Raw genomic sequence first — 13,611 nt, 5'->3', positions numbered from 1 at the left:
GTTTATGAGGGGTTGTTTTAATTAGTTATTCTTAATGTTGTTTTAGTTTTATTAGAAGGTAAAAAACGTCTATCCTGTCTTCTTCCAATAATCCAAATAATTTTATCATCAGCAGAACAAAGTAACCAGGTATTATCTTTATCAAAAATAGATAGCTTTTCGTCTTTGTAATATTTGCTTATTTTTTTTTTACCTACCATTCCTGTTGGATAGAAGTAATCACCTGTTTTCCATTTTCTAATGATAAGTGGGTAATTTAATAAATTTTTATCAACAAAAATAGAGTTTGTATTAATAATTGGTTTTTCATTAATTTTTTCTATTACTAAATTAATAGGCTTTTTTATTGTTTTGGCTTCTTTTTTAACTTTAAACACTTCATTGTCAGTGTTTTCTTTTTTATTTGTTTGTAAAAGTAATAAAAAATCTCTGTCTTTTAATAAAGTATGCGAATTTGTTGATATTTTCTTGCCAGTTTGTGCATAAATTAAATGGTGTACATCATCCCATTCTGTAAAATTATATTCTTTTAAAAGCTGATATAAATAAGCTTTTGGGTTTGATAATTTTACTAGCTTTAAAATATTTATTTTTAGTAAATTATTTTCTTTAATGGTAATTTTATTTGATATTTCTAGTGTTTTATCTGTTACAATTTGTTGAGATTGTTTAAGAAAGTTAGTTGTTTTAATATGTGAGTTTAACACATTAGGGTTTATTTCTTTAAGAATAGGTATAATTTGATGCCTTATTTTATTTCGGAGGTATTTAATCTCGGCATTACTTGCATCTTCTCGCCATTTAAGAGTGTTACGTAACGCATATTTTTCAATTTCTTCTCTTGAAAAAATTAGTAAAGGGCGTATAATATTACCATTTACAGTAGGTATTCCTATTAAGCCATCTAAGCCAGCACCTCTTGTTAGGTTTATTAAAAAGGTTTCTAAATTATCATCAGCATGATGTGCTGTTAAAATATAATCAAAAGAGTGTTCATTTATTAATTCTTGAAACCAAGTGTAGCGTAATTTTCTAGCGGCTAATTGAGTTGATAGTTTATTATTTTTGGCATATTTACTTGTGTCAAATTTAGTTGAAAAAAAATATATTTCTAGTTTATCTGCTAGTTTTCTAATAAAAGCTTCATCTAGGTCACTGGCTTCACCTCTGAGCTTAAAATTACAATGTGCTAATGATATATTGTAATTTAATTGTTGTAATAAATGCGTTAAAACCACACTGTCTAGTCCTCCAGAAATAGCGATTAAAAGTTTTTTTTCTTTTAAAAAAGATAAATTTGTATTTATATGTTTGGCTAATTGTTGAAGCATTTTAATGTTAAGCTTTTTATAATTTATTATTTAACCAGTTTACTATATCTTCTAGTACTTTTTCTTTGCATATATCATTATGTAATTCATGATAAGCTTCTTTATAAAGTTGTAAGGTTGCTTTATTTGTTGAATCTGCAAATTTTTCGGTTCCTTTATAATCAATAATTTTATCAGCTATACCATGTAATAATAATATTGGTATTTTTAATAAAGAGGCATTTTTAATAGCCCATTTTCCAGAGTCTATAAAAGATAATGAAAAATTTGCGCTAATTTTATTGTGTACTAATGGATCATTAATATAGTTTTTAACAATTTTTTTATCTCTTGAAAGGTCATTAGGATTTAATTGATTGCCTAAAGTTATTGAAGGTGTAATTTTTTGTGCAACTCTACCTAATATTAGTTTCCATGCGGGAGGGTTAAAAGCTAATTTAAGCATTGGGCTACTAGCAATAATACCAATTAAATGATGCTTTTTACGTAATGAATAGTTAATAACAGCGTTGCCACCCATTGAATGGCCGTATAAAAATATAGGAGCATTATTAAAAACAGCAGTAGTTTTGTCTAGTAATTTTGTTATACTTTTTAAAACAATATTAAAACCAGGGTTGTGACCTCTTTTTCCTGATGTTTTACCGTGTCCAAAATGATCAAAAGCAATAACACCAAAATTATTACTGGTTAATTTTTTAGCAACATGATTATATCGACCAGAATGCTCTCCCATTCCATGTATAATAACTACAACAGCTTTTACTGTTTTGGGTTGCCAAAATTGTCCGAAAAAAGTGGTTTTATGATAGTTGAAGTTAAACTCTTTATGTATCATTTTTTATTGCTTTTGTAACCATTGTCTAATTTCTTTTCGTAAAGAAACTTCAGGTTTTGGTAAAGGAATTGTTTTACCAAATTGCTTACTTCTTTTAAATTTAGAAAAAGTAGTTTTATGTTGTTTCCATGCTTTAGGGTATAATTCTAAAAACTTATTAAAAAAACTTTGTTCATTTACTTTTCCTTCTATTTTAGCAAGTACTTGTGTAAATTTTTCTTCTTGTTCTATAATCATTAATTCTATTTCTTTTGTAAAATCTGTTTTCGCATCTCTTTAACACTGACGGTGCTTCCGTCATGACTCCATCCCGGAGGTCCAAAAATATACATAAACTTATGATACCAATTATTAGATTTTTTGGTATCGTTAAAAATGTCTTTATATTCATGAGTTAAAATAACCCATGGGTTATAAGAGTCAGGAGGGCTAGTTACTCCGTATTCAATATCAATTTTTTCATCTAAAGGTTTCCATGTGCCAAAAACTCTATCAAAAATATTTAAAAAACCACCATGATTTTTATCCATATACTCAATGTTTTTTGCATGATGTACTTGATGCATTGTGTGGGTGTTAAAAAGTACATCTATAAATTTAAGTTTTGGAATATAAACGGAGTGTAGTTGAAATTGCCATAAAGCTTCAATACCTAAACATACCACAACCATTTCTGGTGGAAAACCAATTGCAGGAAGCCATATGTAAAAAAAAGGTTTGTATAAAATAGTAAACCAGCCATTTCGTACGGCTGTTCCTAGATTAAAATTATCAGAGGAGTGGTGTACAATGTGTGCAGCCCATAAAAAACGTATCATATGGTTTTGTCTATGAAACCAATAATAGCTAAAATCATCTAATAATTGGCAAACTATCCAAACATACCAAGCGTACCCAAAAGATTTCCATCCCATAATATTTAGTCGAATGCCATTGACTAAAGGATTAAAAAGCTCATATATATAATTAAATATAATAATGGCCGAAATTGTTTTTATTAGCGCAGCAATAATAGCAGATCCAATACCCATTGTTAAGCTAGATGCTAAGTCTTTCCAATTGTAAAGCTCTTTTTTATCATGTGTTTTACTATAGGTTAGTTCTAGTAATATAAGTCCTAAAAAGCAAGGAACTCCGTATACTAATGGGTTTGTGAAATTCATTTTCTTTTATCAATTTATTTAAAGTGTCAATATAGTCATCTACTTTGAGTTAAGTAAAACATATTTCATTGCTTTTGCTTTTAGTAAGCATTCTTTATATTCTTTTTCAGGAGTTGATTTTGAGGTAATTGCACCTCCTACAGAAAAAGAAACATAATTTTTGGTAGCATTATATAAAATACTTCTAATAATTACATTGAAATCAAAATTTCCATCAGGAGTAAAGTACCCAACAGTTCCAGAGTATAATCCACGTTTTGTTTCTTCTAATTCTTCTATAATTTCCATTGCTGAAATTTTTGGAGCTCCAGTCATACTTCCCATAGGAAAAGTATCTTTAATAATATCAACAGGATGGGTTGAAGGTGGTATTTCTGATACTATGGTTGATATCATTTGGTGTACTTGTTTAAAAGAATAAACCTTACATAATTCCTCTACTTTAACACTTCCTTTTACTGCAGTTTTTGATAAGTCATTACGTACTAAATCAACAATCATAATATTTTCTGACCGTTCTTTTTCATCCCTTGTTAAATCAAAAGCTATTTTAGTATCCTTAATAGGGTCAATGAAGCGCTTTGCAGTTCCTTTTATAGGCTGAGAAATAATTTTAAGCCCTTCTTTTTTAATATACCTTTCAGGTGTTGCAGATAATAAATACAAGTTTTCGTGTTTAAAGAAAGTGGCAAATGGAGGTGCTGATATTTTGTTTAAATGTGTGTATATTTTATATGGATTGATATTAGTGTTTTCAGCATAAAATTCTTGACAGAAATTAGCTTCATAAATATCACCTCTATTAATATGATTTAAAACTTTTGTTATTTTTTTATAATATTGATCTTTATGTATTCTAAGCTTTATTTTAATTTTATTTTCTTCGGATGATTGTTTTGTTGTGCTTTTATTTATGTTAAAAAGTTGATTAGTAGCTGTAGTACTAATGTTTTTAAAATCTTTTTCAAGTTCATCATCTATCATTTGTAGGTAATGAAACTCAACGGTATTTCCTTTGATGAAAATTAATTTTTGGGGCTGAAAAAAGTATAAATCAGGAAAAATAAGCCCATCAAAATTATTTGAACTAAGTTTTTCAACATCATTTTTTACATCATAAGAAATATATCCAAAAAGGTAATCATTCGTGTATGATTGATATTCTTTTAATTTATCAAAGGCATTTTTATAATCTGTTTTTATCGCAGTAAATTCATCTGCAGCTAAGCAACAGTCAAATGATGCGTATTTTTGTTCATAATTATTAGAGTCTAACCAAATGGCCGTTTCAAATTGTTGAGACCAAGAAAAAAGTTTTTCTTTAAAAGTTTTTTGGTTATTTATTTCAAAATTACGTTGAGTTCTTTTAGCCATCTTACAAAAATAAGAAACCCTATAGAAATAAAGCTATTGGGTTGTGGTTTATAAAAGTAGTTTTTTACATCTATATAATAAATTAAAAAAGCCATTCAGGTTAATCTGAATGGCTTTTTTAATTTGAAATTTTAATTATATTTTAAAGTTTCCACTAGCTTTATGCTCACTATTTTCATAGCGTTCAATACATTTATCTAATATTTCATAAGCTTCGTTTGCATTACCCCAATTACCTATGTCAACTTTTTTCTTCTCTAAATCTTTATATACTTTAAAGAAATGTGTAATTTCTTTTTGTAAATGTGGATTTAAGTCAGATAAATCATTATATTGATTCCAAATAGGATCAGAAACAGGTACACAAAGTATTTTTTCATCTGGCCCTTTTTCATCTGCCATATGGAAAACACCAATTGGTTTTACTTCCATAACACACATAGGAAATGTAGGTTCAGCTCCTAAAATTAATACATCTAATGGGTCACCATCTAAAGCTAAAGTTTCAGGAATAAAACCATAATCTCCAGGATACATCATTGATGAGAATAACATTCTGTCAAAACGTATTTTTCCTAAATCAAAATCGTATTCGTATTTATTTCTACTTCCTTTAGGTATTTCAATTAAGACATCTACTGTCTTTTTTTCTTTTGAAGTCATATATATATCTTTTCTTCGTTTCTAAAACCGGATTGCAAAAGTAATAATTTATTGTTGTTTTTTAATAAAAAAATACGTTATATTACTATTAGGTCATAGCTATAAGCTTGGTTTAATGGCTATGCGTATTGCAAATTTTGGAGTGGGTGTAATAAAAGAACCTGCAGGAGGAGTATAATTACTTCTCCAAATGGCATCTATACGTAAAAAACGCAAGTTTCCGTATCCAATATTTTCAATTCCAATACCATATTCATAATAAGGTTTGTTTGGCGCATTGTAGTTTATGTTAGATTTACTTATAGCAATGTTTTTATAAGATATTGTACCGTAAGCACCTCTGAAAGTTATTAAGCTACGTAGTTTTAATTTTTTTAGTAAAGGTATTCTGTTTAGAAAAAAACCATTAAAATGATGTTCAAAATGAGTTGCTAAATAAGTATCTGTAACAAAATCATAATAATTTAATAAGGAGAAAGTGTTTTTTGTTAGTGATAGTGTTTGGTTTGCAGGTATTATGTTTAATAAACCTATAGGTAGTGCTCCAAATATTTTTCCAGTTTCAAGAGTTGCATCTAAAACACCAAATTTACCTAGTAAGATTGGATGATTATATTTGAATTGTAATTTATCGTAGGTATGTGTTCCGTTAAAAAAGCCTTTATATCCTTTACGATAGTTTAGAATTAATGTTGGAAAAATATTATTACCAAATCGTCTTTCGACCCCAAGTCCATAAACAAACCTTCCAGGAGTAAATGATATATAAATATCCGAAGCTAAATCTGTAATTTGTGATTTTATATGACCAAACTCATCAGTATAGTTTATAGAAAAGTTTTTAGATGATGCAGATTTTATTTTTGAGTGAGATAAATTAACACCTATATGTAAGTTGTTTTCTATTTGGTAATCAAAATTGGTCATTACTTTTTCTACTTTAGATAAAAAAAAGTTATCTCCTCTTGAGAATAAAGCATCAGTACCAAAGCTAGTACCTAAAAGTTTTGTTGTATTTAATAAAGTACTACCTAATTGCTCTATATCTTTTTGATATGCTACACCAAAAGCTATTCTAGGTTTATATGATAAAAGATAACGACCTTCTAAGCCATATTTAATTTTTTTATCTTTAAAACCATAAGCTAAATAACCTGATACACGAAAACGATCATCTTTTGTTTTAAAACTTCTAAAACCTACTTTAGCTCTAATACCTTCTACTTGGTTATTAGCTAAAATAGTCCATAGAGGGCCAAATTGAATGCCTAATTTAGTATTTATATAGCCACTTGCAATAGTATTAACAAGCCCTGTAATATTTTTAACTTGTTTTTTTTCTTTAACTTCTTTTATTAGGTTGTATGTTAATTTATTTTTATCGTTTTCTTTCTCTTTTGTTTTCCAGTAATTCTCTTCTTTTTTATATTGGTTTGGTTTTATTTTTAGAACTTCTTGTGTGTAAAATTTATCCGATAAAGGTTTGTTAAATGTGTAAGTATCAAAATATATGTTTTTTTTAATAGTTAATCCTTTATTTTTTTCATTTTTATCAAGAAAAGTAAAGTCTCCTTCGTAAGCATTTTTGGTAGGTATATATATGCTGTCATTTCTTACTTCAAATTCTTTTTCAAATGATAAACGTCTTACAAAGTTTAAATTGATGCTTTTGTGGACTTTCATTTTTAATTTTTTGATAGAGAATACTTTGTCATTTACCCAAAAATTACCTTGAAAAGCTAAGTCGCCATCTCTAATTGGAAAAAAATAAATATTATATAATTTTTTATTATTTTCAATAATACTGTCATATAAAACATAGTCGTAAGTAGCAAACCCATCAGATGATAATGGACTAACAAAAGATTTGTTTAGTAGTGTAATATTATTTTTAAAAATATTAATGTTTTGAAAAGTGTTTGCCATTCGGTCAAAAACAAACCCGTCAGCACCTAGCCCTTCAGCTTTTTCAGCCTCAATATCCTCTCTAATTTCATTGTTTTTATTATTTCCATATACATTTGCAATTTTTTCATTTAAATAAATAGGAACATAATAATTAACACCATCGCTATCATATTTTATGTTATTTATGGTTTCTGCATATTGATTTTTAAAAATTCTTTTCAAGAAAGTAGTATCTAAATTGTTAAGACCAATTTCAACAGTAGTATGTTTTTTGTATTGATAGTAGTTTACTAAATCTAACCCATTTTTTCTTTTTCTTTTCCAAATTTCTTTTAGAATTTTATAAGCGGGATTTTCTTTTTTCTTTAATCTTTTTTTAGGCTTTGTAACAATTACTACTTCATCTAATTCGTTTGCACTTTCTTTAATAACAATATTTAAATATTTAGTTTTTTTATTAACTTTTATGGTTTGTGTTTGAAAACCGATAAAAGAAATTTCTAACACACCTTTATTATGTGTTGTTTTTAAAAAAAAATCACCATTATCATTCGTAGTAGTTCCTTTCATTGTGTTTTTTAAAAAAATAGAAACAAAAGGCATTGGGTTATTAAATTCATCAACAACATTACCTTTTAAAGTAAGCTGAGCGTGTAAGGTGTAAGTAAATAGTATTAATAATATTAATAGTTTCTTTTTCATTTTTTTATTACTGAAAAATCCTTTTGACGTAGGCCAAAAGGATTTTTTATTTTATTCTATTTTTATTTTATTACTTATTAATGTACAAAACATCTTTAACCGCTTTGATAACATCGTTAGCATTTGGTAACCATTCTTCTAGTAAAACAGGAGAATATGGTGCCGGAGTATCAGCTGTTGTAATTCTTTTTATAGGTGCGTCTAAATAATCAAATGCTTCATCTTGTATTCTAAAAGTAATTTCTGAAGAAATACTTCCAAAAGGCCATGCTTCTTCTAAAATTACTAATCTATTAGTTTTCTTTACAGATTCTAAAATAGTTTTATGATCCATCGGACGAACTGTACGTAAATCAATAACTTCAATAGAAATACCTTCTTTAGCTAATTCATCAGCAGCTTTATAAGCTTCTTTAATAATTTTACCAAACGATACTACAGTAACATCTGTTCCTGCTCTTTTAATATCAGCAACTCCAATAGGAATAATGTATTCTCCCTCTGGAACTTCCATTTTATCACCGTACATCTGTTCCGATTCCATAAAAATTACTGGATCATCATCACGTATAGCTGCTTTAAGTAAACCTTTAGCATCATAAGGGTTAGAAGGTACAATTACTTTTAATCCAGGAGTGTTTGCAAACCAGTTTTCAAAAGCTTGTGAATGTGTTGCTCCTAATTGACCAGCAGAACCTGTTGGGCCACGAAAAACAATAGGGCAATTAAATTGACCCCCCGACATTTGACGTATTTTAGCTGCGTTATTGATAATTTGATCAATACCAACTAAAGAGAAGTTAAAGGTCATGTATTCAACAATCGGACGATTTCCATTCATTGCAGATCCAACTGCAATACCACCAAAACCTAACTCTGCAATAGGAGTATCTATAACTCTTTTTGCACCAAATTCTTCTAACATTCCTTTAGAAGCTTTGTAAGCTCCGTTATATTCTGCTACTTCTTCTCCCATTAAGTAAATGCTTTCATCTCTTCGCATTTCTTCACTCATGGCTTCACAAATAGCCTCTCTAAATTGTATTGTTTTCATACGTTATATTAGTCGTTGTTTATCAAGATAGCAAAAATAATAAAAATACAAATAAGAAATAGGTTTTTTAACCTAAACAAATAAATACTTCTTTTTTCAGGGTTTATAATTGTTAATGTAAAGAAGGTTAAGTTTTTATTATGCATGCATAGTAAATTAAAAAAAAAACGTAACTTCGTTGCTCAAAATTAAGTTTCTTAAAAACAACGATATATGAAAATATTAGTTTGTATTAGCCATGTACCTGATACTACCTCGAAAATTAAGTTTATTGATAACGATACAAAGTTTGATACTAATGGAGTACAATATGTTATAAACCCTTATGATGAGTTTAGTTTAACTCGTGCTATGTGGTTTAAAGAAAAACAAGGAGCAAGTGTAACTGTAGTTAGTGTTGGAAGTGCTGCTACGGAACCAACTTTACGTAAGGCTTTAGCTATTGGTGCTGATGATGCAATTCGTGTAAACGTAGCGCCTATAGATGGTTTTATGGTAGCGAAAGAATTAGCTGCAGTTGTTAAAAATGGAGGTTATGATTTAGTGTTAGCAGGTAAAGAGTCGGCAGATTATAATGGGCAAATGGTGCCAGGAATGTTAGCTTCTTTAGTTGATTTTAACTTCGTAAACGCTTGTGTAGGCGTTGAAATTGAAGGGTCAAATGTGATTTTAGAGCGAGAAATTGATGGTGGAGAAGAAAAAGTATCTTCAGTATTACCAATGGTTATTGCGGGTCAAAAAGGAATGGTAGAAGAAAAAGATTTACGCATTCCTAATATGCGTGGAATTATGATGGCTCGTAAAAAACCTTTATCTGTAGTTGAGCCAATAGGTGCTGTCGCAGCTACTTCAACTAAAAACTTCGAAAAACCTATAGCTAAAGGAGCTGTTAAGTTAGTAGATAATGTTGATGCTTTAATTGACTTATTACACAACGAGGCAAAGGTAATTTAAGAGTGTTAAGGAACAATTTAAAAATTAAGATTTAAATCTACATTATTGCAAATCAAAATGTTTAAAAGTAATATGTTTATTTGTTTTGTAATGATATTAAAAATATAAGAATATGTCTGTATTAGTTTTTGCCGATTCATCGGAAGGGAAATTTAAAAAAACTGTTTTTGAGGTAGTTTCATACGGGAAAAAAGTAGCAGAACAATTAGGAAGCGATTTATTTGTTTTAACAATCAATGGAGGAGATGCTTCACTGTTATATACTTACGGAGCTGATAAAGTAGTTGAGGTTAAAAATGATCTAACATCTTTTAATGCAAAAGCATATGCTTCAATTATTAAACAAGTTGCAGAAGCAAAAAGTGCTAATACTATAATTATTGATTCTAGTATTGATGGTTTCACTGTAGCCCCATTAGTTGCTGTAGCATTAGAGGCAGGATATGCATCTAACGTAGTAGCTTTGCCTAGTAGTACAAGTCCGTTTGTGGTAAAAAGAATTGCTTTTTCTAATAAAGGATTTAATAATACTGAAATTTCTACGGATAAAAAAGTAGTTGGCGTTGCAAAAAATTCTTATGGAGCTTATGAAAATCCAGTAAGCGGTGCTGTAGAAAGTTTTGATGCTACTTTACCTGCGTTAGGGGTAAAATCAGAAAGTGTTAATAAGGTAAGTGGAAAGGTAAATATTGCTGATGCTGATATCGTAGTTTCTGCGGGTAGAGGGTTAAAAGGGCCTGAAAACTGGGGAATGATTGAAGATTTAGCTGATGTTTTAGGAGCTGCAACGGCATGTTCTAAACCAGTTTCTGATTTAGGATGGAGGCCTCATGGTGAGCATGTTGGACAAACAGGTAAGCCTGTAGCTTCAAATTTATATATTGCTATTGGTATTTCTGGAGCTATTCAGCACCTAGCAGGTATTAATGCATCAAAAGTAAAAGTTGTTATCAATACAGATTCTGAAGCGCCTTTTTTTAAAGTGGCAGATTATGGTATTGTTGGAGATGCTTTTGAAATAGTACCACAGTTAATTGAAAAATTAAAAGCTTTTAAACAAGCATAATTGCAATATATAAAACAGCAACATTTTCTTTTTATAGAAATTACTAATCAAATCATAATTTTTAGTAAATTGTGCCAACTTAAAAAGGCTGTCTAATTTGAAGCGTAGCGCCTAAAATTAGACAGCCTTTTTAATTATTTATTATAAATCATACATGAGTTTAATTAAACTAATTATTAAAGGTATTTCATATAGCCAAACTCAAAGTGGAGCTTATGCATTGGTGCTTAGTGAAATGGAAGGTAAAAGAACATTACCTATTATTATTGGTGCTTTTGAAGCACAATCTATAGCAATAGCTTTAGAGAAAGAAATTCGTCCTCCAAGGCCACTTACACATGATTTATTTAAAACATTTTCGGATAGATTTTCTATTAAAGTTAGCCAAGTAATTATTCATAAGTTAATTGATGGTGTTTTTTATTCTAGTTTAATTTGTGAACGTGAAGGAGTAGAGGAGGTTATTGATGCTAGAACATCAGATGCAATTGCGTTAGCTATTCGTTTTCAGGCTCCCATTTTTACCTATGAGAATATTTTAGATAAAGCAGGTGTTTATTTGAAAATGGATGAAGAGTTAATTATAGAAGAAGATTTAGAATCTGAAGAAATAGAATTCTCTTTAGAAGATGATGAGGAAATAGGAAATATTAAAGAATTTACCAAAATACCATTGTCAGAATTACATCATAAAATGAATGAAGCTGTTGCTAATGAAGACTATGAGTTAGCTGCAAAAATTAGAGATGAAATTAGTAAACGCTCTTAGAAAATAGTGAAATTCATTATTATATCAATAAATAAAATGTTTTAGCATTGAAATAATAAATTTCACGTTATATAAATTATTGATACCTATAATTGAAATATATTGTGAATGATTAGTTACCCGCATTATAAAATCTCGAAGTTAAAATTGAGGCTTTTATTTATTAAAATTACAAATAGAAAATGCAACAATACTTAGACTTAGTACAACACGTTTTAGAAAACGGAAATGAGAAAGGAGATAGAACAGGAACCGGAACAAAAAGTGTTTTTGGGTATCAAATGCGTTTTGATTTAGCTAAAGGATTTCCTATGGTAACCACAAAAAAGTTACACTTAAAGTCAATAATATATGAATTACTCTGGTTTATAAAAGGAGATACAAATACTAATTACTTACAAAAAAATGGGGTGCGTATTTGGAATGATTGGGCAGATGAAAAAGGAGATTTAGGACCCGTTTACGGGCATCAATGGCGTAATTGGAATAGTGATGAAATTGACCAATTAAAAGATGTTATTGAAACGTTAAAGAAAAACCCCAATAGTCGTAGAATGTTAGTTTCTGCTTGGAACCCTTCTGTAATGCCCGATACATCAAAATCATTTTCTGAAAATGTAGCCAACGGAAAAGCAGCATTACCGCCTTGTCATGCTTTTTTTCAGTTTTACGTTGCTAATGGAAAATTATCTTGTCAATTATATCAACGCAGTGCTGATATTTTTTTAGGAGTTCCTTTTAATATTGCCTCTTATGCATTATTTACCATGATGGTTGCTCAGGTTTGTGGTTATGAAGCAGGAGAATTTATACATACTTTTGGTGATGCACACATTTACAATAACCATCAAAAACAATTAGAATTACAGTTGTCTCGTAAAGTAAGGCCATTACCTAAGATGAAAATAAATTCAGCAATTAAAAATATTGAAGATTTTACCTTTGAAGATTTTGAATTAATTGGTTATAACCCACACCCGCATATAAAAGGTATTGTAGCTGTGTAATTTAACATTGTATGTAGCAGATTCTTTAGTAAATTTGTAAAAGGAACTAAAATAGATATACAATGACTACAAATACTGATGTTTTAAAAGATTCCCTTTATGAAAAAATTGCAGATATAAATGATGAAAAAGTTTTAGAAGCAATAATGACTTTAGTTGACAATATTAAAACAGACGTTTTGCATGATGCTGTTACTGAAAAAATAGATTTAACAAGTTATATTAAAGAGTGGGCAAAAAGTATGTAGCTATTTATTAAATACAGTTTATGATTACAATAATTGCAGCAATAGCAAATAATAATGCATTAGGAAAAGATAATGATTTAATTTGGCATCTTCCTGCTGATTTAAAGAGGTTTAAAAAAATTACATCAGGGCACTATATTTTAATGGGGCGTAATACATTTGAAAGTATTGGTAAACCATTACCCAATCGTACGTCAGTTATTATAACTAGAAATAAGGATTACTTTAAAGATGGTTGTTTAATAGCAAACTCAATAGAAAGTGCTATTGAATTATCAAAAGGTACTTCAGATATTTTTATTATTGGAGGGGCACAGATATACAAACAAGCAATTGAAAAAGGGTTAGTAGATAGGTTAGATATTACTATTGTACATTATAATTTTGAAGCAGATGTTTTTTTTCCTGCTATTGATATGAATGTTTGGAAGCAAGTATCAAGAGAGGATTTTAAAGCCGATGAAAAAAATAAATATGATTATAGTTTTGTTTCTTATGTAAAGAAATAATAATAAATTTTTTATAGAATTTACT

The 13,611-nt window shown here is 28.9% G+C and carries 14 protein-coding genes; 6 read left to right on the top strand and 8 right to left on the bottom strand.

Annotated elements, in window-relative coordinates; translation table 11 throughout:
* Positions 1-17 precede the first annotated feature (17 nt).
* The 8 genes from tilS to ACN5J4_RS05650 all read right to left on the bottom strand — a co-directional run bounded on the left by tilS (position 18) and on the right by ACN5J4_RS05650 (position 9,033).
* A complete protein-coding gene (tilS, locus tag ACN5J4_RS05685) occupies positions 18-1,331 on the bottom strand; it encodes a tRNA lysidine(34) synthetase TilS (protein ID WP_418649053.1) in 1,314 nt (437 codons plus the stop codon).
* A gap of 16 nt (positions 1,332-1,347) precedes the next feature.
* Entirely contained in the window at positions 1,348-2,169 is an 822-nt protein-coding gene (locus tag ACN5J4_RS05680; protein ID WP_418649052.1) for a lysophospholipase, read from the bottom strand.
* Positions 2,170-2,172: 3 nt separating this feature from the next.
* Positions 2,173-2,406: a hypothetical protein gene (locus ACN5J4_RS05675; RefSeq protein WP_418649051.1), complete on the bottom strand. Its 234-nt coding sequence runs from the start codon at positions 2,404-2,406 to the stop codon at positions 2,173-2,175.
* A 5-nt stretch (positions 2,407-2,411) separates the two neighbouring features.
* Positions 2,412-3,332: a sterol desaturase family protein gene (locus tag ACN5J4_RS05670; protein ID WP_418649050.1), complete on the bottom strand. Its 921-nt coding sequence runs from the start codon at positions 3,330-3,332 to the stop codon at positions 2,412-2,414.
* A gap of 39 nt (positions 3,333-3,371) precedes the next feature.
* A complete protein-coding gene (locus ACN5J4_RS05665) occupies positions 3,372-4,706 on the bottom strand; it encodes an anthranilate synthase component I family protein (RefSeq protein ID WP_418649049.1) in 1,335 nt (444 codons plus the stop codon).
* 135 nt (positions 4,707-4,841) lie between these two features.
* Positions 4,842-5,369: an inorganic diphosphatase gene (locus ACN5J4_RS05660; protein WP_418649048.1), complete on the bottom strand. Its 528-nt coding sequence runs from the start codon at positions 5,367-5,369 to the stop codon at positions 4,842-4,844.
* Between the two features lie 99 nt (positions 5,370-5,468).
* On the bottom strand, positions 5,469-7,979 hold the full coding sequence (locus ACN5J4_RS05655; RefSeq protein ID WP_418649047.1) for a DUF5686 family protein: 2,511 nt from the start codon (positions 7,977-7,979) through the stop codon (positions 5,469-5,471).
* 70 nt (positions 7,980-8,049) lie between these two features.
* Positions 8,050-9,033: a pyruvate dehydrogenase complex E1 component subunit beta gene (locus ACN5J4_RS05650; RefSeq protein ID WP_418649046.1), complete on the bottom strand. Its 984-nt coding sequence runs from the start codon at positions 9,031-9,033 to the stop codon at positions 8,050-8,052.
* Positions 9,034-9,246: 213 nt separating this feature from the next.
* Between ACN5J4_RS05650 and ACN5J4_RS05645 the strand changes: the two genes are divergently transcribed.
* The 6 genes from ACN5J4_RS05645 to ACN5J4_RS05620 all read left to right on the top strand — a co-directional run bounded on the left by ACN5J4_RS05645 (position 9,247) and on the right by ACN5J4_RS05620 (position 13,586).
* Positions 9,247-9,987 carry an electron transfer flavoprotein subunit beta/FixA family protein gene (locus tag ACN5J4_RS05645; RefSeq protein WP_418649045.1) on the top strand — a complete coding sequence of 247 codons (741 nt, stop codon included), beginning with the start codon at positions 9,247-9,249 and terminating at the stop codon, positions 9,985-9,987.
* Between the two features lie 112 nt (positions 9,988-10,099).
* A complete protein-coding gene (locus tag ACN5J4_RS05640) occupies positions 10,100-11,053 on the top strand; it encodes an electron transfer flavoprotein subunit alpha/FixB family protein (protein WP_418649044.1) in 954 nt (317 codons plus the stop codon).
* Positions 11,054-11,207: 154 nt separating this feature from the next.
* Positions 11,208-11,822, top strand: a complete 615-nt coding sequence (locus ACN5J4_RS05635; protein WP_418649043.1) for a bifunctional nuclease domain-containing protein — start codon at positions 11,208-11,210, stop codon at positions 11,820-11,822.
* A 182-nt stretch (positions 11,823-12,004) separates the two neighbouring features.
* On the top strand, positions 12,005-12,829 hold the full coding sequence (locus ACN5J4_RS05630) for a thymidylate synthase (RefSeq protein WP_418649042.1): 825 nt from the start codon (positions 12,005-12,007) through the stop codon (positions 12,827-12,829).
* Between the two features lie 62 nt (positions 12,830-12,891).
* Complete coding sequence (locus ACN5J4_RS05625) at positions 12,892-13,077, top strand: hypothetical protein (protein WP_418649041.1); 186 nt, start codon at positions 12,892-12,894, stop codon at positions 13,075-13,077.
* 20 nt (positions 13,078-13,097) lie between these two features.
* Positions 13,098-13,586 carry a dihydrofolate reductase gene (locus ACN5J4_RS05620; protein ID WP_418649040.1) on the top strand — a complete coding sequence of 163 codons (489 nt, stop codon included), beginning with the start codon at positions 13,098-13,100 and terminating at the stop codon, positions 13,584-13,586.
* Positions 13,587-13,611 lie beyond the last annotated feature (25 nt).

Source organism: Tenacibaculum aestuariivivum, assembly GCF_964507685.1.
Classification (GTDB): domain Bacteria; phylum Bacteroidota; class Bacteroidia; order Flavobacteriales; family Flavobacteriaceae; genus Polaribacter; species Polaribacter aestuariivivum.
Note: the sequence above shows the minus strand (reverse complement) of the source record. Positions and strands in the feature narration are given on the sequence as shown.